Source organism: Phragmitibacter flavus (assembly GCF_005780165.1).
Classification (GTDB): Bacteria; Verrucomicrobiota; Verrucomicrobiia; order Verrucomicrobiales; family Verrucomicrobiaceae; genus Phragmitibacter; species Phragmitibacter flavus.
Map to the genome: position 1 here is coordinate 362,557 of NZ_VAUV01000004.1, position 23,663 is coordinate 386,219.

Here is a 23,663-nt window from a genome sequence, read left to right on the forward strand (position 1 = left end):
AGGAAGATCCGGCCAAGATCGTCTCTCCTTCCTCGAAATCCCAACGTTCCAGCGAAGCGCTGCGTGGCGAGGACGAGTAGGAGAACGAGGACGAGGACGATTTCCCTCTACTTCTTCACCACCATCGCCTTCGTCGCTCCACCACTGATCCCACCATCCACCAACAGCGTCTGTGCGGTCACATAACGACTCTCCTCGCTTGCCAAAAACAGCAGCGGGCCATCCAAATCATTCACTGCACCCGGACGCTTCACCGGAATCCGGTCACTCAAATACTCCACCCACTCCTGGTTTTCATAAAGCACGGCATTCTGCGCCGTCTTGAACCATCCTGGCGCCAGCACGTTCACCGTGATCCCGTGAATCCCCCAGTCATCCGCCAGACTCATCGCCAGCTGCTTCACCCCACCGCGACTCGCCCCATACGGCGCCAGCCCGGCATATCCCGACACACAAGTCACCGATCCAATCAAAATCACCCGACCATACCCCGCATCAATCATCAGCTCCTTCGCCGCCTGCTGAGCCAGGAAGAAGCTGCCACGCAGGTTGGTGTCCAAAATCAAATTCCAGTCGTCCCAAGTCACGTCCACCGCCGGTTTGCGCACATTGCACCCCGCATTGCACACCAGGATGTCCAGCTTCCCATAAAACGCCTTCGTCTCCTGCATCGCCGCCACAATGCTGTCCAGCGACCGCACATCCAGCTCCACTCCAAGACACCGACGCCCCATCCCCACGATCTTCTCCTGCACATCGCGCAGTGAATCCAGCGTCCGACTGGTGCAAACAATGTCTGCGCCTGCCTCTGCCAGCGTTAACGCAAAACGTTGACCCAACCCACGCGAAGTGCCCGAAACAAAAGCCACCCGACCAGCCAGAGGAAGTGAAGAAGACATACGCCATCCTGTAGCCTCAAATCCCCAATTTCAAATTTCAATCATTCCTCAATCACCCATTCCTTGCAGACAGAGAAAAACCCCTCTCGTCGTCGCGTATACACCCCGCTGCCCGCCTCCTCCTCTTACTCTTACTCCTACTCCTCCTCCCTCATGCAAACCTTCCGACTCCTCTTCCCCCTCGCGCTTCTGTTCCTCCACATTCCCATCCCCCTCCCCGCTCAAGACCTCCCCGCACAAGACCTCAAAGACCTCAAGGGCTACTTCCCGTTCAATCCCCCAACTTCCCTCACCGCATGGGAGCCCCGCAAAACCTACGTCCGCCGCCAGATCCTCGTCTCCCAAGGCCTCTGGCCGTTACCCACCAAAACCCCGCTCAACCCCGTCATCCACAGCCCCATCGACTGCGGCACCTACACCATTGAAAAAGTCTACTTCCAAAGTGCCCCCGGACTCTTCGTCACTGGCAATCTCTACCGACCCAAAAATCCCCGAGGCAAAGTCCCCGGCATCCTCTTCGCCCACGGCCACCGTAAAGACGCCCGATTCGATCTCGAACCCGAACTCACCGTCCGCAAAAACATCGCCATCGGCGCCGAACGCTTCACCCGCGGCGGACAAAGCACCTTTCAATCCCTCTGCCACCAACTCGCCTCCATGGGCTGCGTCGTCTGGCAATGGGACATGCTCAGCGACTCCGACGCCCAACAGTTCTCCGAAGAAATTGTCCACAAATTCGCCAAACAACGCCCCGAGATGAACACCGTCGAAAACTGGGGCCTCTACAGTCCGCAAGCCGAAGCCCACCTCCAAAACATCATGGGCATCCAAACCTGGAACGCCATCCGCAGCCTCGACTTCCTTCTCACCCTTCCCGAGGTCGACCCCACCCGCACCGCCATCACCGGAGCCAGCGGAGGCGGCACCCAAACCATGCTTCTCGCCGCCATCGACGACCGCATCCAGCTTTCCTTCCCCGTCGTCATGGTCAGCACCGCCATGCAAGGCGGCTGCACCTGTGAAAACGCCTCCCTTCTTCGCATCAACACCGGCAACGTCGAATTCGCTGCCCTCTTCGCCCCCAAACCCCAAGGCATGAACAGCGCCGACGACTGGACGAAAGAAATGGCCACCAAAGGCTTCCCGGAGCTTCAAAAACTCTACCAACTCTACAACGCCCCCAAGGATCACCTCCTCCTCCAACGAGGCGAAATCTTTCCCCACGCCTACAACGCCGTCAGCCGCTCCGCGTTTTACACCTTTCTCAATCACCACTTCAAACTCGGCTTCGAATCCCCCATCATCGAAACCGATTTCGAACCGCTCACCCGCGAGCAACTCACCGTCTGGAATGCCGAGCACCCCGCCCCCAAATCCAACGGCACCGACTTCGAACGCACCCTCCTCCGCTGGTTCGATGACGACGCCCAAAAACAGCTCCAACACCCCCAAGCCCTCAAACAAATCATCGCCCCCGCCCTCGAAGTGATGATCGGCCGCACCTACGCCCAAGCCGGTGAAGTCACCTGGGGCCTCGAAGAAAAAACCGAACATCCCACCCATCTCGAAATGCAAGGCAGCCTCACCAACACCACCCATCACGAAACCATTCCGACCACCTGGCTCTACCCCAAACAAGGCAGCCAGCGAGTCATCCTCTGGCTCGACAACGACGGCCGCAATTCCCTTCGCGAGGCCAATGGCAAACTCAAACCCACCGTCCAAACCTTGCTCGACCAAGGCAACATCATCCTCAGTGCCGACCTCCGCCTCCAGCCTCAAACGCCTCAACAAACTCCTATCGTCGACAACCCTCGCCAATTCGCTGGCTACACCCACGGCTACAATCCCGCCCTCTTCGCCCAACGCACCCACGATCTCCTCACCCTCACCACCTTCCTGCAGAACAGCAAAGTCGGCAACCATCCGAACCCCAACCGCATCGACGTCATTGCCCTCGGCGAAACCGGACCCATCGCCATCGCCGCCCGCGCTCTCACCGGCAATGCCATCAATCACCTCGCCGCCCAAACCAACGGCTTCCGTTTCTCCCAGATCCTCGACTATCGCCACCCCCAATTCCTCCCCGGTGCCGCCAAATACCTCGACCTTCCCGGCCTCATCGCCCTCAACGCCCCGCACCCGATCCTTCTCATCGGCGAATCCGATTTCAAAGATGTCGTCGCTGCTCCATCCCTCACCCAATTGCCCTCAGACTCCCCAGCGGAAACTGCCATCGTCCACTGGCTCCAAAAATCCGACGCCTCCGCAAGGTAAATGGAAGCAGACAACTGCCGCGCATGGCTTGCGCCCATGAATGAGGCGCAGCAGCACCCTGACCGCTCGGCGCGACCCTCAGTTCTGAATGCCAGCATTGGTCCGGTGCGGATTGCCGATGGGAAATGAGTTTTTGAAAGAATAACAAAAGGTTGAGATGGATGGCTTCGTTTCCCGGGGATGCGCTTCTGGAGAATTCTGATGTTGACGGGTGTTGGTCTGGCCGCTTTTGCCGTGCCGAACTTGCGGGCGGAGGAGCGTCCGAATTTTGTGGTGATCCTTTGTGATGACCTCGGTTGGGGAGACTTGGCTAGTTATGGGCATCCGCATATCAAGACACCGAATCTCGACCGGCTGGCGGTGGAAGGGATGCGGTTGACCAGTTTCTACTCGGCGGCTCCGGTGTGTTCGCCTTCGCGGGTGGGGTTGTTGACGGGGAGGAATCCGAACCGGGCGGGGGTTTATGATTGGATTCCGCATGTGGAACAGCGCAATCAGTCGGGCAAGGCGAGCCGTGCATTGGTGCACATGCGCAAAGAAGAGGTGACGTTGCCGCAGGTGCTGCAGAAAGCGGGGTATGCGACGGCGCTGTCGGGCAAGTGGCATTGCAATGCGGACTTCAATACGGCGGGACAGCCACAGCCTGGGGAGGCGGGCTTTGATCACTGGTTTGCGACCCAGAACAATGCGGCGCCTTCGCACGAGAATCCGGTGAATTATGTGCGCAATGGCAACGAGGTGGGGCCGCTGGAGGGATATAGCTGTCAGTTGGCGGCGCGTGAGGCGATTGATTGGATCGAGGCTTTGCCGAAGGAAAAACCGTTCTTTTTGTATCTGGCGTTCCATGAGCCGCATGAGCCGGTGGCGTCTCCGCCGGAGTTGGTGAAAGGATATGAGGGGATTGCGCGCAACGAGGACGAGGCAGAGTATTTTGCCAATGTCGAGAACATGGACCGGGCGGTGGGCGAGCTGATGGCGACGCTGGACCGGTTGAAGCTGGCGGAGAATACGGTGGTGGTGTTTAGCAGTGACAACGGGCCGGAGACATTGAACCGGTATCGGGCTTCCAACCGTTCTTACGGAACGCCGGGGCCATTGCGGGGAATGAAGTTGTGGACGACGGAGGCGGGTTGCCGGGTGCCGGGGATCGTGCGCTGGCCGGCGAAGATCAAGCCGGGGCAGGTGAGCGATGAGGCGGTGAGTTCCTTGGATTTTCTGCCGAGCTTTGCCTCGCTGGCGGGGGCGTCGTTGCCGGAGGGGCTGGCATTGGACGGGGCGGACATGATGGCGGCTTTAAACGGAGGCAAGGTGGCGCGGGAGAAGCCGTTGTTCTGGATCTACTTCAATGCGCTCAACGAGCAGCGGGTGGCGATGCGGGAGGGGGACTGGAAGATTCTGGCGAAGCTGAATGGCGGAAAGTTGCCGACAGTGAGCAACGTTACGGAGGGTTCGGCAGCGAAGGTGCGGCAGGCGGTGTTGACGGATTTTTCGCTGTTTGAGATTGCGAAGGACCAGGGAGAGGAGCGGGATCTGGCGCAGGAGCAGCCGGACAAATTGAAGGAGATGCAGGGTAAACTTGAGGCGGCTTACCGGGAGTTGACGGGGTCGATGTTTGTGTGGCCGGATGTGGATTGAGTTATCAGTTATTGGAGGTTCTATTTATGATGAAGTGGCTGGTTTGGCTTTTGATGGGTGGATTGGTCACTGGCGTGGAGGCGCAGGAGCGTCCGAATGTGGTGGTGATTCTTGTGGATGACATGGGGTTTTCGGATGTGGGATGTTACGGCGGGGAGATACCGACGCCGAACCTCGACAGGCTGGCGGCGGAGGGCGTGAGGTTCAGCCAGTTTTACAATGCGGGACGTTGTTGTCCGTCGCGGGCGTCGTTGCTGACGGGACTGTATTCGCATCAGGCGGGCATTGGACACATGGCGCAGGATCGCGGTTTGCCCGCGTATCGCGGGGCGTTGAATGACCGGTGTGTGACGCTTGCGGAGGTGTTGCGGGAGGCGGGTTATTTTACGGCGCATACCGGCAAGTGGCATGTGGGGGATCGCGATGAGTCCATGTGGCCGTTGCAGCGTGGGTTTGATCGCTTTTATGGTTCGCCGACGAGCAATGCGTCTTATTTCGGAGTGAAGAAGGGTCGAATGATTTTGTCGGGCAATGAGCGCTTGTATGATCATGAGAATCCGCCGCCGGAGGGGTGGCATTCAACGGATGCGTGGACATCAAAAGGGTTGGAGTTTGTTGATGAGGCGTTGAAGGAGAAGAAACCGTTCTTTTGGTATCTGGCACACAATGCTCCGCATTTTCCATTGCAGGCGGAGCCGGAAGATATTGCGAGGTTTCGTGGCAAATATCGAAAGGGATGGGACAAGGTGCGGGAGGAGCGGCATGCGCGGCAGCAGGAGCTGGTTTTGATGAAGGGGGTGGGTTTGTCGGCGCGTGATGAATCGGTGCAGGCCTGGGAGGCGCTGGATGAGCAGCAAAAGGATGAGCTGGATTTGCGCATGGCGATTTATGCGGCGGTGGTGGAGCGCCTGGACAAGTCGATTGGCGTGCTGGTGGAGGGTTTGAAAGCGCGCGGGGTTTTTGAGAACACGTTGTTGATGTTCTTGAGTGACAACGGGGCGTCGGATGAAGGTGGGGTGTATGGGAAGTTTGGCGATGGGGATGGGGAGCCGGGATCGCTGGAGTCAGATGTGTATGCGGGCAGGGCCTGGGCGAATGCGAGTGACACGCCATTTCGGTTGTATAAGAGCTTCACTCACGAGGGTGGAATCGCGACGCCGTTGGTGGTGCATTGGCCGGCAGGGTTGAAGGCGAGAGGGGAGTGGCGGCATGAGGTGGGGCATGTGGTGGATGTGATGCCGACCTTGGTGGAGCTGTGTGGGGCGGCTTATCCGAAGAGCTGGAAAGCGCGGGAGATTTTACCGATGGAGGGGAGCAGTCTGGCGGCGGTGTTGCAGGGGGAGAAGGTGCAGGGGCGGACCTTGTTTTGGGAGCATGAAGGGAATGCGGCGGTGCGGGAGGGAGATTGGAAGCTGGTGAGGTCGAAGCGTGAGGGGCTGAAGTGGCGGCTCTATGATTTGAAGGAGGATCGGACGGAGCTGAAGGATGTGAGTGCGGGAAATGCGGCGAAGGTGGAGGAATTGCGGATGAAGTGGAAGGGATGGGCAGAGCGGGTGGGGGTGGTGCCTTTTCATGAGTTGCAGGGCGGTATGAAGAAATGAATGAACTTGGAGAATGCGATGAAGATGAAAAAATTGCTGATGGTTTTGTTGTTGGTGTCGGTGGGGTTGTCTTCATGGGCGGCGAAGCCGAATGTGCTGTTCATTGCGGTGGATGACATGAACAACGATCTGGGGTGTTATGGGCATCCGTTGGTGAAGTCGCCCAACATTGACCGGTTGGCGAAGATGGGGACGCGGTTTGACCGGGCGTATTGTCAGTTTCCGCTTTGTTCACCGAGCCGGACTTCGGTGATGACGGGGTTGAGGCCGGATGCAACCAAGGTGTTTGATCTGAGAAAACATTTTCGCGAGGTAATGCCAGAAGTGGTGACGATGTCGCAGGCGTTCAGGAATGAGGGGTATTTTGTGGGGCGGGTGGGGAAGATTTATCACTATGGGAATCCGGGGGACATCGGCACGAACGGGTTGGATGATGAGGCGTCGTGGGATAAGCGGGTGAATCCGTATGGTCGGGACAAGGTGGAGGAGAAGTTGATCATTAATCACACGCCGAAGCGTGGGTTGGGGAGTTCGTTGAGTTTTCTCAAAGCCGAAGGGACGGATGAGGAGCAGACGGATGGGATGGTGGCTACGGAGGTGATCAAAATGATGAAGGAGAAGCGCGATAAGCCATTCTTTGTGGCGGCGGGGTTTTATCGTCCGCATTGTCCGTATGTGGCGCCGAAGAAGTATTTTGAATTGTATCCGTTGGAGAAGGTCGGGATGCCGAAGCGGCCTTGGGAGTATCTGAAGAAGGTGCCTATGGCGGCGCTGGCATCAACGAAACCCTGGCCCTGGTTTGGGGTAACGGAGGAGCAGTCGAGGGAGGCGTTGCAGGCTTATTGGGCGACGATTTCGTTTGTCGATGCGCAGGTGGGCCGGTTGCTGGATGCGCTGGAGGAGAACAGATTGGCGGACAACACGATTGTGGTGTTTTGGAGTGACCACGGTTATCATGTGGGGGAGCACGGATTGTGGAAGAAGCAAAGTTTGTTTGAGAACTCGGCGAGGGTGCCAATGATCATTGCGGCTCCGGGGCAGAAGATGCGCGGTGGTGAGTCGGGTCGGGTGGTGGAACTGGTGGATCTGTATCCAACGCTGGCGGATTTGTGTGGGGTGAAGGCGCCGTCGAATTTGGCGGGGAAGAGCTTGCGGCCGTTGTTGGATGCGCCGGATGCGGAGTGGGACAAGCCGGCGTTTACGCAGGTGTGGCGAGGGAAGTTTGCGGGTCACAGTGTGCGGACGGAACGGTATCGGTATACGGAATGGGAAGGCGGGAAGGAGGGAGCGGAGCTTTATGATTATGAGACGGACCCGGAGGAGATGATCAATTTGATGGGAGATTCAGCGCAGGCGGAGAGGTTGGCCAGTTTGAAGAAGCTGGTGAAGGAAAATTGGACGCAGGAATTTCGTCCGAAGCCGAACAAGAAGGCTGGCAGGTAGCGGTCGATCGATGCGATTTACTCCTGGCCGGCCTGGATGGCGGTGAGGGCGATGGTGTAGAGGATGTCTTCAACCAGGGCGCCGCGGGAGAGGTCGTTGACGGGGCGTTTCATGCCTTGCAGCATGGGGCCGATGCTGATGACGTTGGCGCTGCGCTGAACGGCTTTGTAGGTGGTATTGCCGGTGTTGAGGTCGGGGAAGATGAACACGGTGGCTTTGCCGGCGACGGGACTGTTGGGGGCTTTGGACGCGGCGACGTCGGCGATGGCGGCGGCGTCGTATTGGAGGGGGCCGTCGAGGAGGAGGTCGGGACGTTTTTGCTGGGCCAATTGGGTGGCCTGGCGGACTTTGTCGACGTCGGCTCCAGTTCCGGATTCGCCGGTGGAGTAGCTGATCATGGCGACGCGTGCTGGGAGGCCGAAGGTGATGGCGGAGTCGGCGCTTTGAATGGCGATGTCGGCGAGGGTTTCGGCGTCGGGATCGGGATTGACGGCGCAGTCGCCGTAAACGAGGACCTGGTCGGGGAGGCACATGAAGAAGATGGAGGAGACAACCTTGGCACCGGGTTTGGTTTTGATGATCTGCAGGGCGGGCCGGATGGTGTTGGCGGTGGAGTGAACGGCACCGGAGACGAGACCGTCGACTTCGCCGAGGGCGAGCATGACGGTGCCGAGCCAGACATGGTCGTCGAGGAGGTCGGCGGCGGCTTCGGGGGTGAGGCCTTTGTGTTTGCGCATTTCGACGAGGGGGCTGACGTAGTGCTGGCGGATGTGGGTGGGGTCGAGGATTTCGATGTTGGCAGGGAGTTCGATCTGCTGGCCTTTGGCAACGCGGTGGATTTCTTCGGGGTTGCCGATGAGGACGCAGCGGGCGATGCCGCGCTGGGCGCAGAGGGCGGCGGCGCGGATGGTGCGGGGTTCGTTGCCTTCGGGGAGGACGATGCGTTTGTCGGCGGCGCGGGCGAGTTCGGTGAGTTTGAAGCAGAAGGCGGCGGGGGAGAGGCGGGCTTCGATGGGGATGGCGGCGTGGGTGGCGATCCATGCGCTGTCGATGTAGCTGGCGACGAAGTCCATGCTGAGCTCGACGCGTTCGAGGTCGTCGGCGGGGACCTCGTGGCTCATTTTGGCGATGTCGGTGGCGGTGTGCCAGCTGTTGGATTCGACGTGGAGGATGGGGAGGCCGGTTTCGATGGCGGGTCGGCAGAGGTCGAAGATGCCGGGGGGGACTTCGGTTTCGCCGGTGAGCAGGAGGCCGGCGAGGTTGATGTCGTTGAGGCTGGCAAGGCAGGCGGCGACGATGACATCGCTGCGGTCGGAGGGGGTGATGAGAAGGTTGCCGGGCACAAACGCGTTGAGCATGTTGGGCACGGTGCGGGCGAGCAGGTTGAATTTTTTGACGCGACGCGTTTTCATTTCGCCTTCAAAGAGCGTGGTGGCGTTGAGGTAGCGGGCGACGTCGATGGTGCGGCAGGAGCTGATTTCGGTGTTTTCGGGGACGGCACCGATGAGGTGGAAGCCGGGGCTGCCGATGAAGCGACTGTGGGCGCGGAGTTCGTCGACGAGTGTCGCGAAAGGTTTGTTGTTGGCGTTGGGGACGCGGTTGATGATGCAGCCGATGACGGCGGTGCCATCGATGCCGCCGAAGGGTTTGGCGGCGTATTCGAGGCGGGCTTCAAATTCGTCGAGCGTGAGGCTGCCGAGGGAGCCGGCGAGGATGATTTCGGCGCTGAGGGTTTTGGCGAGCTGGAGATTGAGGTCGTCGGCGTGGGGGTCGTCGGGCGTGTGGACGAGACCTTCGACGATGACGACATCGGCATCGGCGGCGGATTGATGGTAGATGCCGACGACGCGTTCGAGGAGTTCGTCGACGCGACCGGAGGAGATAAGGCGTTCGGCTTGTTCGAGGGGGATGGGTGAGGCGGGTTTGAGGGAGGTGGCCTGGCGGACGAAGTGGGTGGAGCGTTCGGGGCCGAGGTCGCCGCCTTCGGGCTGGCCGATGGGTTTGCAGAAGGCGACGCGCACGCCGCGTTTGTCCAGGGCACGGACGAGGCCGAGGGCGAGGGAGGTGAGTCCGGCACCGGAGCCGCTGGGGGTAAGGTAAAGGGTGTGGGGCATGGGGACGGAAGATGATTAGGGTTGGAGAAGGCGTTGGGTTTCCCGGGCGATGACGAGTTCTTCGTTGGTGGGGACGACGAGGGCAGTGAGGGCGGAATCGGTGGTGGTGATGCGACCGGCGGTGTGGCGACCGTGGGCCGAGTTGAGGTCGTGGTCGAGGGTGGGTTTGAGGACTTTTAGGTGAGCAAGGGTGCGGGCGCGGATAGGGGCGGAGTTTTCGCCAATGCCTCCGGTGAAGATGAGGGCGTCGATGCGGTCGAGGGCGGCAGCGAGGCCAAGGATGCCTTTGGCGAGTCGGTAGCAGAAGACATCAATGGCGAGTTCGGCGCGGGAGTGGCCGTTGTCGGCGGCTTCGAGGAGGGTGCGCATGTCGTTGCTGAGGCCGGAGAGGCCGAGGAGACCGCTGTCGCGATTGAGGAGGTCGGTGACTTGACGAATGTCGCGTCCGGTTTGTTCGACGAGGAATTGGATGAGGTTGGGGTCGACATCGCCGCTGCGGGTGCCCATGGCGAGGCCTTCGAGGGGGGTGAGGCCCATGGTGGTGTCCATGCTCTGGCCGTTTTTGATGGCGCAGGCGCTGCAACCGTTGCCGAGGTGGGCGGTGATGATTTGGAGTTCGGTGAAGGGCTTATCAAGGAGGGTGGCGGCTTGTTCGGCGACGAAACGATGGCTGGTGCCGTGGAAGCCGTAGCGGCGGACCTGGTGGGTTTTGTAGAGGTCGTAGGGCAGCGCGTAGAAGTAGGCGTGCGGGGGCATGGTTTGATGGAAGGCGGTGTCGAACACGGCGACGTGCGGGAGTTCCGGGAAATTTTCCATGGCGGCGCGGATGCCGGTGACGTGGGCGGGATTGTGCAGAGGCGCGAGAGCGCGGCAGGCGTCGATTTTGGCGACGGCGTCTTCATTGAGCAGGACACTGGCGGAGAAGAATTCGCCGCCGTGGACGACGCGGTGGCCGATGCCGGCGATGGGGATGTCACCGAGCGAAGCAAGGATGGCGGCCATGGCTTTGGCGTGATTTATGTAGGGGATGGCTTGGCTGCCGAGCGGCTGAACCTTCAATAGAGCATCCGGGGAATTGAGGCGTTCGGCGATGCCCTGGATGAGCACCTGGGTGCTTTCGGGATCGATGACGGCGAACTTGAGGGACGAGCTGCCGCAGTTGATGACGAGGATGTTGTGGGACAAGTTTACAGTCACGGGGTTGATCAAGCAGATCACATGCCCCGGGGTGAGGTGTTTGTCCATCCGTCAGCGCTCCAACGATTTTGACACATGGGATTGAAGCGGGCGCGGGAGCGGGAGCAAGTCACAAAAAAAGGACGCATGCGAGGCATGCGTCCGATTTAAAACGAATAGGAGACGGGGCGTTAACTCAGCGACTGCGGCGAAGCAGTCCTAAGAATACTGGAAGGCTGAGCAATAGCATGCCGGAAGGCTCAGGCACCGCCGACACTGAATCAACCGACATGGTAACGCCAGTGAAATAAGCGAAATCCAACAACGCATCATCGGCGGTTTGAGTCCAAGACAGCGAAGTGATCGGGCCATCGAATCGGATGCGAACATTGCCTTCCGCAGAGGTGATGGTGCTTGCAGTGACCGTCGTAGGCAGAATTCCATCGTTAGACAACATTGTGAATGTGTTGGGTCCGAAATCCCAAGTGGCCACCTGTTCCACCAAAGGGGGCGCATAATAGCCGAGGGAGTAGATGTCAAACTCAAGCCCTGTCACCGCAGTGCTGAAGGTAAGTGTGTAAAACTCGGTGGCGAGGCCCTGTTCAGCAAATCGGATTTCGTGGTTGGTTCCGAGGACTGAATCGTTGTAAAGAAAGCCACCGGTCAAAGAGACGTCACTGGTGATGCTGTCGACGGTGACGGTGCCGAACGCGCTTGAATTCAGGCCTGGGGAATAAATGACGCCTGATTGAGCATTCAACAGCGAAGTGAATTCCACGTTGGTTTGTTGGGCAACAGCGGGTGCGGCGGCAAGAGCGAAAGCACCAATGGCGAGGAGGGTTATGAGAGGAGTTTTCATGATCGTGGCTTGGGGGTAGTTTGAATTAGATGATGAATGGATCTACTGGCAATGACCGTGACGAAATAAATCTTAAGGAACGTCAAGTGGGCCGCATCAAAACATTGGGGGGAGATGGGTAGCAGGGGTTAAGTTAACGTTTATCGACTAGTTATCATACAGCTACATGCACGCTTGCCAACGTTCAAACTAATTGTGCAAAAAATTTTAAAATTTAATTGGCGTCTATGAAAAATTTGGGTTCCCCTCCAAATTTCGGGGAAATGATTATAGAAATTAGCAGTTCGCGCGGCTTTGACGAGTTCCGAAGGACTTAGGCTTACAACGTTCATCCTGTTGATCGGCAAGTGGTTAAGTGCAGGTTATCGCTGTGGCATGTTACTGCTTTATATTAGACGAAGTTATAAATAAGTGCCGCGATCCCATTGAAACTTGTAAGAACACCAGGGTTGCAGAGTTTCAGGAGATATGTTGGTGGTGACACGCATTTCTAGACAGGGGCTCATGAATTGGCGCACGGCGTTGGTTTGGATCTTTTATGCAATGGTTTCGCCTTGGGGATCACTGCTGGCTTCGGAGGTCCGCCCCGTCCGTCCCAATGTGGTGGTGTTTCTGGCGGATGATGCGGGTTGGGGGGACTATGAGATCAATGGAAATGAGATGGTGAAGACGCCGAGGATTGATTCGATTGGTCGGGACGGGGTTTCTTTTGAGAGGTTTTATGTTTGTCCGGTTTGTTCGCCGACACGGGCAGAGTTTCTGACCGGGCGTTATTATTTGCGGACGGGAGTGCGTGGGGTTTCGACGGGGCAGGAACGGTTGAATGTGGACGAGAAGACAGTCGCGGATGCGTTCAAGGCGGCGGGTTATGCGACGGGGGCGTTTGGCAAGTGGCACAATGGGAGTCAGTGGCCGTATCATCCAACGGCGCGGGGATTTGATGAATATTTTGGACACACTTCAGGGCATTGGGGGGAGTATGTGGACGCACCGCTGGAGGAGAATGGGGAGATGGTGAGGACGAAGGGTTATATCGTGGATGTGTGCACGGACAAGGCGCTGGAGTTCATCGAGCGAAACCAGGCGAAGCCGTTTTTTTGTTTCGTGCCGTTTACGACACCGCACAGTCCATGGAAGGCGACGGATGAAGACTGGGAGAGGTGGAAGGGCCGGGAGTTGCCTCAGCGGGGAACGGATGTCGAGAAGGAGGTGGCGGACGAAACGCGCTGTGCTCTGGCAATGGTGGAGAATCAGGATTGGAATGTTGGCAGGGTGTTGGACAAGTTGGAGGCGTTGGGATTGAGCAAGAACACCATTGTGGTTTATTTCTCGGACAATGGGCCGAACGGGCATCGTTGGAACGGCGGGATGAAAGGGAAGAAAGGCGGGGTAGATGAAGGATCGGTGAGGTCGCCGTTGTTGGTGAAGTGGCCGGAGAAGGTGGTGAAAGGAGGAAGGGTGGAGGAGATTGCGGGGGCGATGGATTTGTTGCCAACGTTGGTTTCGATGGCGGGGATCAAACGGGTGGGTGACAAGGTGTTGGATGGGCGGGATTTGAGTCCTTTGATGACGGGCAATGGAGGCAAAGAGGCATGGCCGGAACGGACGATTTTTTCAACCTGGGGGAGGAAGGTGAGCGCGAGGACGCAGCGGTATCGGCTGGATGAGAAGGGTCAGCTTTTTGACATGGTGGCCGATCCGGGGCAGCTGGTGGCAGTGAATGATCGCAAGCCCGAGGTTGAGGCGAAGTTGCTGGATGAAGTGAACGCGGGGAAGGTGGAGATGGGATTCGATGAGGCGAAGGCAGCAGGGGCCAATGCGGTCGACCCGAGGTTGATTGGAGTGGGGTATCGGGAGTTTCCAATCACGATGTTGCCAGCCCGGGATGGGGAGCCGTTGGGAGCGTTGAAGCGCAGCAGCAAGGCTCCGAATTGTTCGTATTTTGTGAACTGGACATCGTTGGATGACCGGATGGTGTGGAAGGTGGAAGTGCAGACGGCCGGGCGGTATGAGGTGGTGATCGATCATACCTGTGCCGTGGGAGACGAGGGCGCCGAAGTGGAGCTGGCTTTGGGGGGAAGCAGGTTGACTGGCAAGGTGACGGAGGCGTGGGATCCGCCGCTTTTTACGAATCAGGACACTTTACCGAGACCGGACGGAGAGTCGTCGATGAAAGAGTTCAAGGAGCTGAAGTTGGGGGTGATGGAGCTGGAGAAGGGCGCGGGGGATTTGATGTTACGGGCGCTGAAGATACCGGGGAAGGGCGTGATGGACGTTAGGAGGGTGACGCTGAGATTGATGGAATAGCGTGAGAATCTTTGAATGAAGCTTTTCGCGTTGTCGCATTGCGGTAGTTTATTGCTTCATATGAGCACGACCCAGACGAATGGAGATGGTGATAAGGAATCTGATTTCGATTTTGTTCAGGAAGTGCGTCTGAGAGCGAGCGAAGAGGAAGTTTGGGATGCGTTGACCGAGGTTGAGCAGGTTAAAAAGTATTATCTGGCGCCACCGTTGAAGCTGGAGATGAAAACCGGCGGGGAAATTTTATTCGGGAATGCGGATGAAGTGATGATTTCCGGAGAGGTGTTGGAGGTCAGAAAGCCTGATCGATGGGTTCATACTTTTCGATTTGGGCCACAACTGCGAGATGGGGCGGAGGGGGATCCCGACACCGTGGTGTCTTATGCAATTCGGAGAGATGGGGATGAGACGATTCTGAAACTGGTCCACTCGGGTTTTACGGAGGAGAATCAAACGCGGGCGGATATCTCGGGGGGGTGGCCGATCATCATGTCGGGGTTGAAGAAGGTGGTGGAAGAAGGCCGGTGATTTTTCGGGTTATGTCGCGGGCGATGGCTCATCCTTATCCGCTAAGTCAAAGGCAGGCGCGACGGGTGTGGTTGCATGCGCAGGGACTTGATGTTCATGCGCCTTTTGGTGGTGGGGCGGAGGCGACACGACTGGCGGTGGAGCATCTGGGATATGTGCAGATTGACACGATCCACGTGATTGAGCGCTGCCATCATCACATTCTGCATTCGCGAATTCCGAGTTATGAACGGGGACATTTACGTCAGGCGCAGAGCGTGGATAAGACGGTGTTTGAGTATTGGACCCACGCGCTGGCTTATGTGCCGACGAGAGATCTGCGATTTTTTGTGGGAGCGATGAAGCAGCATCGCAAGAACACAGGAACCTGGTTGGGCGCGGTGACGCCGCAGGAGTTGCGCGGGGTGATTGGGCAGATCAAGGCGCAGGGGCCGCTTTCGATTCGGGATATGGACGATGCGGTGTTGGTGGACAAGACTCATCTGTGGGCAAGTCGCAAGCCTTCCCAGAAGGCGTTGCAGTTGGGTTTTTACAATGGGCTGCTGGCGATCAGCGAGCGCCGGGGGATGTTGAAGACGTATGAGCTGATGGAGCGTCACTTTGGCGGGGAGAAATTGCCGAAGGCCGCTTCGACAACCGAGACGATGGGTTATTTATTGGATCGTGCTTTGCAAGCCCAAGGGGTGGTGAGTTTGGATTCGATTTGTCATCTCAATGCCGGGCGTAAAGCGGCGGTGCGCAAGGTGATTGATGCGCGGGTTCGGCGTGGCAGTTTGGTGAGGGTGGCACTGGAGGGGGATGAAAAGACGGAGTATTGGATGGAGCCTGGGTGGCTGGAGCGGCGGTTCGAGGAGATGGAGCCTGTGGCGCGTTTGTTGTCGCCATTTGATCCGTTGATCATCCAACGCAAACGCTTGCAGCGATTTTTTGGCTACGAGCATGTGTTTGAGGCTTATCTACCGAAGGAGAAGCGACGGTTTGGTTATTTCGCGTTGCCGGTGCTTGTGAGGGATGAGGTGGTGGCGGCGATCGATTTAAAAACGGATCGCCAGAATCAGAAGCTGTGTATTCAACAGTGGCACTGGGTTGGGAATGGGGCAGACAGCATCCATCGACCGGCTATCGAGGCGGCTCTGGATGATTTTGAGCGGTTTCAGCTGGGGAACTAGAATCAACGGATGACGACGGGGGAGCTGATGGTGGCTTTGCGGTCATCGGTGACGGTGAAGAAATAGAGGTCGGCTCCGGCGGGTGGGGCGGGGGCGGTGAGCAGTTGGTTTTCGCTGATCACGGCAGGGACGGTGGTCCAGACGCGTTTATTGATGGGAAGGGCGGGGTCGCCGGGAAGGGCGTAATGGAGTTCGGCTTTGGTGAGTGGGGTGACGCTGGCGACGGTGGCGGTGATGGTGTTGTCTTTGATGGTGGGCAGGTCGGCGATTTTCGGAAGGGGTTTGGCGGAGCGCAGATGGAGGGCGTGGTCGACATAGAGGCCGATTTCTTGGGGCGCCCAGCCGGATTCGTGGCCGTGGGGCATGTTGACCTGGATGCGGATGTTTTTGGCGGCGGGGACGGCGTTGTAGCTTTTCATGTAGCTGTCGAGGGGATAGGCAAAATCGTTGGTGCCGTTGACGAAGAAGGTGGGGACCTGGCTTTGTTTGAGCCAGCTGCCGGGATCGTAGAGTTTGACCCAGCGTGCGGTTTGGTCTGGGCCAATGCCTTCGAAGTCTTTAAGCCAGGTGCTGTTTTCATTGAGGAATCCGCAACCATAAACGGGGACGGCGGCTTTGAATCGGGAGTCGACGGAAGAGACAATGCAGGTGGTGTAGCCGCCCCAGGAAATGCCGGTGACGGCGGTGCGGGTTTTGTCCACTTCGGGTAAGCTGAGGAGAAGGGAGTGGGCGAGGATGCCGTTGGCGACGGCATGGTAGGACCAGTCGTCGGTGAGGTCTTCAGTGTTGAGGGTTTTAAATTTTTCGACGTGCGATTGTTCGGGGCCGCCATCGGGCAAGCGGGTGCGTTTTTTTGGATCGGTTTCGTCGGGTCGGGAACCGGCGAGGTCCATGGCGATGGCGGCGTATCCGCGTCGGGCCCACAGTTCGGCCCAGACTTTAAAAGCGGTGCCGCCGCCGCCGTGGATGAGGACGATGGCGGGAAACTTGCCTTTTTCTTCAGCGGTTGGCGTGCGTTTTTCGAGGGTGGCGGGCGAGGCGTAGTAGGCGAAGACGCTGGTGGGTCTGCCGTGATAGGGTTCGCCGGAATAGGTGAGGCTGTGGACGGGGGCGTCCGTGGCGAGCCATTGGAGGGAGGGTGGCGTGGAGAGTTTCTTGAGATCCCAGGGGGTTTCCGCAGCACTGAGGAGGCTGGGGAACAGGCAGATAACGAGGAGAAAGAGGCGTGGGATGATCATGGGATTCGTGGACGTAAAAAAAGAAACGCAGCGGGGGCGGCGTTTCTTTTGGTGGGTTGGAAAGAGGAGGCGGGAGGTTTATTTGACGAGGACGCGGGTGGCTTTGGAGGATTTTTGGGCTTTGAAGGTGAAGTCGTAGAGTTGGGGGGCGCTGATGTTGTTGTCTTCGTCGGACTCCAGGATGCTGCCACGGTAGAGGTCGCCGGTGTCGTTGAGCCAGGTGTCGTCGAAGGATTCGAGGGGCCGGTCGATGACGAGGACGACCTCACATTTGGTCACGGAAAGGGGAATGGAAAAACCGCCGAAATTTGATTCCGCGTAGTCGTAGGAAGGAACTGCACCAAATTCGGTATAGCCAATGTAACAGGTTTTGCCGACGGGATATTTGTCGGGATCGGTGCTGGCGATGACCCTCATGCCGAACCAGCCGTGGACGCCGGTGGCATCAGCATTGCCGATGTTGGCGACGTAGGAGGTGACGTCGTATTCGCGGAAGTAAGTGCCGGTGTAGACGTGTTGGGCGCTGACGGCGAAGGGGAAGAGGTCGGGGCGGGGGATGGCTTGAACGACGGGAGGATTGGTAGGGGTGGTGACGCGGTTGATTTTGTCAGCTGGGCTGTAGAGCTGGGCCTGGGTTTTTGTGCTGACAAGTCCGACGGTGATGAAGAGCAGGAGGATGCTGAGACGGTTGGCTTTCGATTTCATGATGGATGGCGCGGGTGGATGATTTGCGCGGCTGAGGATTTCATGTGGGCAGGCGGGAGGATGTGACGGAAGTTGTCGCGGTGGAGAATTCGTCATTTGCATCTGGGGTGGCGTTGGGGGATCAATGGAGGATGAGCACGGTAAACCTCGGATTGATTCAGACCCACGCCACGGATGACAAGGTGGATAATTTACAGCGCACGATGACCTTGGTGCGTGAGGCGGCGGCGAAGGGGGCGAAGATTGTGTGTTTGCAGGAGTTGTTTTTGACGCCGTATTTCTGCAAGCGCGAGGACACGGAATTGTTCGATCTGGCAGAGCCGATTCCAGGCAAGACGACGGAAGACTTAAGTGCGCTGGCGAAGGAGTTGAATGTGGTGATTGTGGCGTCGCTTTTTGAAAAACGTGCGGCGGGGCTGTATCACAACACAGCGGCGATCATTGACGCGGACGGGACTTATATGGGCAAGTATCGGAAGATGCACATCCCAGAGGATCCGGGGTTCAACGAGAAATTTTATTTCACGCCAGGGGATACGGGGTATCGGGTTTGGCGCACAAAACATGGCAACATCGGGGTGCTGGTGTGTTGGGATCAGTGGTATCCGGAGGCGGCGCGGCTGACGGCGATGCAGGGGGCGGACATTCTGTTTTATCCGACGGCGATTGGCTGGCTGGCGAGTGAGAAGGATGAATTGGGCAAGGCCCAGCATTGTGCGTGGGAGACGGTGCAGCGCGGGCATGCGGTGGCAAACGGTTGTTTTGTGGCAGCGGTAAACCGGGTGGGATTTGAGGAGGAGACGGAGTTCTGGGGGCAGTCGTTTGTGGCGAATCCGTATGGCGAGATCGTCGCGAAGGCGTCGCGAAAGGACGAGGAGGTATTGATCGTGCCGGTAGAATTGAAGGAGGTGGAGGATTTTCGCCGGATCTGGCCGTTTTTCCGGGATCGCAGGATTGATTCGTATCAGCCGATCGTGCAGCGATGGGGGAATGAGTGATGGCATTTTTTCACGGACAGTGTCGAACAACTCAAAGTTGCTTCAATATCCCGCTTGTATTGTCTGCGGATTGGAGCCATCACCTTGAAGCGAACAGGTTCAAGATTTTAACCTTCTGGCACTTGTTTCGCTGTATTTCATGAGGCAATCCGCTTCATTCCTCCCCGACATCTACTCATGCCCGACTCTACTCCCGAACAGTATCACATGCCCGCCGAATGGCAGCCGCAGGAAGCCACCTGGTTGTCCTGGCCTTGCAACAAGGCGAGTGCGCCACAGACTTTCGAGGTGCTTCAGGAAAAGTTCGGCGAGATCGCCGCGCTGATTTCGATGCATCAAAAAGTGCGCATCAATGCCCCGGAGGCGGAGCATCATGCGATTCGTCTGCACATCATGGATCACGAGGGTGATCTCGGCATGGTGGAGATGTTTGATCACGAAACGAACGACGTGTGGTGCCGGGATCACGGTCCGATTTTTGTGAAGCACAACACCACGGGTGAAGTGGCGGTGACGGATTGGGGATTTAATGCGTGGGGCGGGAAGTTTCCGCCGTTCGATCTCGACAATCAGATCCCGCAGAAGGTGGCGGATGCGTTGAAGTTGAAGCGTTTTGCTTCGAAGATGATTCTTGAGGGCGGGGCGATTGAGACCAATGGTCATGGGGTGTTGATCACGACGGAAGCGGTGTTGTTGAACAAAAACCGCAACCCTGGCTGGAGCAAAAAGCAAATTGAAGAGGAGCTGAAAAAGCACCTCGGGGTGAAGACGGTGTTCTGGCTGGGCAAGGGCATTGAGGGGGACGACACGGACGGGCATGTGGATGACATCACACGGTTTGTGCGCAAGGATTGTGTGCTGACGGCGGTGGAGTCGCACTCCGGGGATGCGAATTACAAGACTCTGGCGGAGAACAAGGAGAAGCTGGAAGACTTGCGCACGGAGGATGGCAGCAAGGTGGAGATCATTGAACTGCCGATGCCGAATGCGTTGACGCCGAAGAAGAACTGGCGGTTGGAGCGCCTGCCGGCGAGCTATGCGAATTTTCTGATTGTGAATGGGTTGGTGCTGGTGCCGATTTTCCGTCAGGCGAAGAAGGACAAGCTGGCACAGGGCATCATTGGGGAGCTGTTCCCTGGTCGCGAAGTGATTGGCGTGGAGTGTTCGAAGCTGGTGATGGAGGGCGGTGCGTTGCATTGCATCTCGCAACAGCAGCCGAAGGGATGATGGAATTTGGATTTGGGAGTTCGGAATGCGGAATGAAGGGATTGGCGCTTGATTATTGGCAGTGAAAATGGCCAAAATGAGGGCTCGGATCATTTGTAATTCTTCATTTCCAACTTTTTAATTTTTTCTACACCATGGGTGCTCAATGGAAACAAAAGTGGCGGGAGCTGGCGGCTGACCAGAAGGGCAAGATTGTGGGCAAGCTGGTGCGTGAGATCCAGGTGGCGGTGAAGCTAGGAGGAGCTACACCGGAGTTCAACGCGCGGCTGGCGGCGGCGATTGCGGTGGCCAAGAAGCAGAGTGTGACGCGTGACACCATTGAGCGGGCGATTGCGAAGGCTTCGGGAACCGGGGCGGATGCGATTCAATACCAGACGGTGGTGTTTGAGGGATTCACGCCGCATCGGGTTCCGGTGATGGTGGAATGTTTGACGGACAACAACAACCGCACTTCGTCAGAGGTTCGGATGCTGTTCAAGGCGGGAAATTTGGGAACACCAGGCTCCGTGGGCTGGATGTTCGAGCATGTGGGTTTGATCGAGGCGCAACATACTGATGCAGGGATTGATTTGGAGACGGCGGCGCTTGAGGCGGACGCGGATAATGTGGAGCCACTGGATGCGGAGGATGTGGAAACGGGCAGGATTGGGGGCCGGTTTTTCTGTGAGACGACCAGGCTGGATGCGGTCACCAAGACGCTGCAGGCGGCTGGTTGGCAGGTCACGACATCGGAGTTGCACCATCAGCCGAAGGACTATCCCGACCTGAGCGATCCGCAGCGGGAAGAGGTGGTGAACTTTTTGCAGGCACTGGACGGTCATCCCGATGTGCACCGGGTGTATGCGGCGTTGAAGTAGGCTGGATGGGCTGGGAGCGCCTGACTCAAGGTCGGATGGCTCTTGACTGGAAGGTTGCGATGATCTGAATTGCGTGTTCAACTTAGAGTCCTTCTTTTCCCATGAAAGCGCTTACTCTGATTGCTCCGTCGACTTTTGAATTTGGTGATGCTCCGCAGCCAACGCCAGGGGTGAACGAGGTGTTGGTCAAGGTGCATGCCTGCGGGATCTGCGGCAGCGATTTGCATGGGATGGACGGTCGCAGTGGACGACGCATTCCGCCGATCATTATGGGGCATGAGGCGGCGGGGGAGGTGGTTGAACTTGGTGAAGGGGTAAGTGGTTGGAAAGTGGGGGATCGCGTGACGTTTGATTCGACGGAGTATGATGCGAATTCGCCAGACACGGCTGCAGGTTTTTTGAATCTGAGCGAGGGTCGCAAGGTTTTGGGGGTCTCGTGCGGAGATTACCGTCGGCATGGATGTTTTGCGGAGTATGTGGTTTTGCCGCAGCACATTTTGTATCCTTTGCCGGAGGGCTTGGGGTATGAGAAGGCGGCGTTTGCGGAGCCGGTGGCGATTGCGTTGCATGCGGTGAATCTGGCACCGACGCCGAATGGTGGGACGACTGCTCCCGTGTTGCGTCAGCAATGTGCGGTGGTGGTGGGCGTGGGATTGATTGGACTTCTGGTGGTGCAGGCATTGAAGGCGCGGGGCTGGCAGCGCGTTTTTGCGGTTGATTTGGATGACGGGCGGCTGGCGTTGGCGAAGCAGTTGGGTGCTGAAGAGGTCTTTAATGCGAAGGAGGTCGGCGTTTTGGCGAAGCTGAAGGCATTGGGTGGTGGCGACGGGGTGGATGCAGCTTTTGAAGTAGTGGGTGCGGCACCGCCGGTGGAACTGGCCATCAAGAGTGTGCGCAAAGGGGGCACGGTGGTGTTGGTGGGGAATTTGCAACCGAACGTGGGGCTTCCGTTGCAGGAAGTGGTGACTCGGCAGTTGACGTTGAAGGGCTCGTGCGCTTGTGCCGGAGAGTATCCGGAAGCAATTGAGCGGATTCAGGATGGCAGCATCAACGTGGAGCCTTTGCTAAGTGTGGTGGCCCCGTTAAGCGAAGGGGCTGATTGGTTCCACAAGGCAAAACAACCCGGAAATGGATTGTTGAAGGTAATTTTGACACCGACCTGCGAGGTTGTGGCGGGGTAAAGCTTGCAGGATTGCACGACTGATGGTGCCTTGCTGTCGGATTGGGAACGCATCAACATTGTTTTTTCCCCAGAGTTCGGACCTGCTTGAGTGTTAGTCGATGGTCGGTTATTTTTGCTTCAAGGATGATTGACTAGTTTGTCCGGCAACATGCGAAGCGGATGCCTGAAGCGAAGCTTGCTGCTGGTGGCGCACCGGGGGCACATAGTTCAATGAGCCGTGCGGTCGACGATGATTGTAAAACCCACGCCAGTCTTCCGCCATCGCCTGCACCTCTTCCAGATCGAAGAACAGTTCGCGATCCAACAACTCGCTGCGCAGACTCGCGTGAAAACTCTCCACGTAACCGTTCTCCCACGGTGCTCCGGGCTCAATGTAGGCACTTTGAACCCCTGCTTGTTCCAACCACTCTTTCACCGCTTTGGAGATGAACTCGGGGCCATTGTCGCTGCGCAAATACCTGGGACAACGCCCGGTGGTCATCAGCACCTTTTCCAGTGCATCAATGACCCGTTGTGCAGGAAAGCTCCGGGACGCCTCCAACAGCAGGCACTCACGACTGCATTCGTCCACGATGGATAACACTCGCACACCGCGCCCATCCGCTGTCGCATCGTGGATGAAGTCGTAACTCCACACCTCGTCACGCTCTTCAGCCACCTGCCGCTTGCTTACGCCCCTCACCAGCCGTCGTCGCTTGCGGCCTCGCCGTGATGCATGCAATCCATGCACCCTTCTCAAACGCGCTGCTCGCTTGTGGTTGACCACTTCTCCGTGTTCAAGCTCCACCATCGCAGCCACCTTGCGTGCCCCCAACGTAGGATGCTGCCGACTCAGGCACACCAAGCAGCGCCTCGCTGTGTGCCCGCTGGGGCGACACCTGCACATCACGATAACACGTCGAACGTGCCACCCCAAGCGCAAGGCTCGCACGCCTCACCCCACACATGCCCAAGCTCACCACATGACCCACGGCCAATTTGCGTTGCATGGGGCCCGCCACTTTTTTGAGTTTACCTCCTTAAGGATTTGGATGTCCAGCGCCTAGTCAGCCACCAGCCGTTTGAGTCGACTATTTTCCTCCTCAAGGTCTTCGAGCCTTCTCGCCTCGCTCTGATCCATTCCGCCGTATTTGCGCTTCCAACGATAGAAGGTCTGCTCGCTGATGTTGAGTTCCCGGCAGATGTCCGCTAACCGGGCACCGCCCTCCACCTGTTTCAATGTCTTGATGATCTGTTCTACACTGTGTCTTTTTCTCATGGTCGTCTTGTGGTTAATTTAACCACTCGACTAGCACTTCACCATGTCCGATTTTCCGGGGATCAGAACTTTGTTTCCTCGAAGAGACTCTCACTTGCCGATTTCTTATGATGCGCTGTAGAATGCCATCGAGCTTTCTTGATCATTGAAGGCTCACCGTCTGAGATTCAGCGCTCACCACTGGAAATGCAC

Annotated in this window: 19 protein-coding genes; 11 read left to right on the plus strand and 8 right to left on the minus strand. The window is 57.7% G+C overall.

Going from position 1 to position 23,663, the window contains the following annotated elements; translation table 11 throughout:
* Positions 1-107 precede the first annotated feature (107 nt).
* On the minus strand, positions 108-899 hold the full coding sequence (locus FEM03_RS06690) for an SDR family NAD(P)-dependent oxidoreductase (protein ID WP_138085413.1): 792 nt from the start codon (positions 897-899) through the stop codon (positions 108-110).
* Positions 900-962: 63 nt separating this feature from the next.
* Here FEM03_RS06690 and FEM03_RS06695 point away from each other — a divergent pair, with 63 nt between their 5' ends.
* The 4 genes from FEM03_RS06695 (at position 963) to FEM03_RS06710 (ending at position 7,855) form a co-directional block, all read left to right on the plus strand.
* Positions 963-3,176: an alpha/beta hydrolase family protein gene (locus tag FEM03_RS06695; RefSeq protein ID WP_206170900.1), complete on the plus strand. Its 2,214-nt coding sequence runs from the start codon at positions 963-965 to the stop codon at positions 3,174-3,176.
* Positions 3,177-3,356: 180 nt separating this feature from the next.
* Positions 3,357-4,811 carry a sulfatase-like hydrolase/transferase gene (locus tag FEM03_RS06700; RefSeq protein ID WP_138085414.1) on the plus strand — a complete coding sequence of 485 codons (1,455 nt, stop codon included), beginning with the start codon at positions 3,357-3,359 and terminating at the stop codon, positions 4,809-4,811.
* Positions 4,812-4,837: 26 nt separating this feature from the next.
* Entirely contained in the window at positions 4,838-6,412 is a 1,575-nt protein-coding gene (locus FEM03_RS06705) for an arylsulfatase (protein ID WP_138085415.1), read from the plus strand.
* 18 nt (positions 6,413-6,430) lie between these two features.
* Positions 6,431-7,855 (plus strand): sulfatase, encoded by a 1,425-nt coding sequence (locus FEM03_RS06710; protein WP_206170901.1) that lies wholly within the window; start codon positions 6,431-6,433, stop codon positions 7,853-7,855.
* Between the two features lie 17 nt (positions 7,856-7,872).
* Here the strand turns inward: FEM03_RS06710 and pta are convergent, their stop codons facing one another.
* From pta to FEM03_RS06725, 3 genes are all read right to left on the minus strand, one after another.
* The gene (gene pta, locus FEM03_RS06715; protein ID WP_138085416.1) at positions 7,873-9,969 is read right to left on the minus strand and encodes a phosphate acetyltransferase; all 2,097 of its coding nucleotides are present in this window, start codon (positions 9,967-9,969) and stop codon (positions 7,873-7,875) included.
* Positions 9,970-9,984: 15 nt separating this feature from the next.
* A complete protein-coding gene (locus tag FEM03_RS06720) occupies positions 9,985-11,166 on the minus strand; it encodes an acetate kinase (protein ID WP_240772687.1) in 1,182 nt (393 codons plus the stop codon).
* Positions 11,167-11,341: 175 nt separating this feature from the next.
* Positions 11,342-12,004, minus strand: coding sequence for a hypothetical protein (locus FEM03_RS06725; protein ID WP_138085418.1), 663 nt, complete (start codon positions 12,002-12,004; stop codon positions 11,342-11,344).
* A 504-nt stretch (positions 12,005-12,508) separates the two neighbouring features.
* Here FEM03_RS06725 and FEM03_RS06730 point away from each other — a divergent pair.
* The 3 genes from FEM03_RS06730 to FEM03_RS06740 are packed head-to-tail and all read left to right on the plus strand — an operon-like array spanning position 12,509 to position 16,005.
* Positions 12,509-14,311 carry a sulfatase-like hydrolase/transferase gene (locus FEM03_RS06730; protein ID WP_240772688.1) on the plus strand — a complete coding sequence of 601 codons (1,803 nt, stop codon included), beginning with the start codon at positions 12,509-12,511 and terminating at the stop codon, positions 14,309-14,311.
* Positions 14,312-14,371: 60 nt separating this feature from the next.
* Positions 14,372-14,836 carry an SRPBCC domain-containing protein gene (locus FEM03_RS06735; RefSeq protein ID WP_166442679.1) on the plus strand — a complete coding sequence of 155 codons (465 nt, stop codon included), beginning with the start codon at positions 14,372-14,374 and terminating at the stop codon, positions 14,834-14,836.
* 11 nt (positions 14,837-14,847) lie between these two features.
* Complete coding sequence (locus tag FEM03_RS06740) at positions 14,848-16,005, plus strand: winged helix-turn-helix domain-containing protein (protein WP_138085446.1); 1,158 nt, start codon at positions 14,848-14,850, stop codon at positions 16,003-16,005.
* A gap of 2 nt (positions 16,006-16,007) precedes the next feature.
* Here the strand turns inward: FEM03_RS06740 and FEM03_RS06745 are convergent, their stop codons facing one another.
* On the minus strand, positions 16,008-17,243 hold the full coding sequence (locus tag FEM03_RS06745; protein WP_138085420.1) for an alpha/beta hydrolase family protein: 1,236 nt from the start codon (positions 17,241-17,243) through the stop codon (positions 16,008-16,010).
* A gap of 78 nt (positions 17,244-17,321) precedes the next feature.
* Positions 17,322-17,948: a hypothetical protein gene (locus tag FEM03_RS06750; RefSeq protein ID WP_138085421.1), complete on the minus strand. Its 627-nt coding sequence runs from the start codon at positions 17,946-17,948 to the stop codon at positions 17,322-17,324.
* 131 nt (positions 17,949-18,079) lie between these two features.
* On the opposite strand from FEM03_RS06750, the gene FEM03_RS06755 reads away from it, so the two are divergent.
* The 4 genes from FEM03_RS06755 to FEM03_RS06770 all read left to right on the plus strand — a co-directional run bounded on the left by FEM03_RS06755 (position 18,080) and on the right by FEM03_RS06770 (position 22,211).
* Entirely contained in the window at positions 18,080-18,946 is an 867-nt protein-coding gene (locus tag FEM03_RS06755) for a carbon-nitrogen hydrolase (protein ID WP_138085422.1), read from the plus strand.
* Positions 18,947-19,123: 177 nt separating this feature from the next.
* A complete protein-coding gene (locus tag FEM03_RS06760; RefSeq protein ID WP_206170903.1) occupies positions 19,124-20,173 on the plus strand; it encodes an agmatine deiminase family protein in 1,050 nt (349 codons plus the stop codon).
* Between the two features lie 134 nt (positions 20,174-20,307).
* Complete coding sequence (locus FEM03_RS06765) at positions 20,308-21,030, plus strand: YebC/PmpR family DNA-binding transcriptional regulator (RefSeq protein ID WP_138085423.1); 723 nt, start codon at positions 20,308-20,310, stop codon at positions 21,028-21,030.
* 101 nt (positions 21,031-21,131) lie between these two features.
* Positions 21,132-22,211, plus strand: coding sequence for a zinc-dependent alcohol dehydrogenase (locus FEM03_RS06770; protein ID WP_138085424.1), 1,080 nt, complete (start codon positions 21,132-21,134; stop codon positions 22,209-22,211).
* 108 nt (positions 22,212-22,319) lie between these two features.
* Here the strand turns inward: FEM03_RS06770 and FEM03_RS06775 are convergent, their stop codons facing one another.
* Both FEM03_RS06775 and FEM03_RS06780 read right to left on the minus strand, forming a co-directional pair.
* Positions 22,320-23,099, minus strand: coding sequence for an IS3 family transposase (locus FEM03_RS06775; RefSeq protein ID WP_138085425.1), 780 nt, complete (start codon positions 23,097-23,099; stop codon positions 22,320-22,322).
* 156 nt (positions 23,100-23,255) lie between these two features.
* Positions 23,256-23,471, minus strand: coding sequence for a transposase (locus FEM03_RS06780; protein WP_138085426.1), 216 nt, complete (start codon positions 23,469-23,471; stop codon positions 23,256-23,258).
* Between the last annotated feature and the right edge of the window lie 192 nt (positions 23,472-23,663).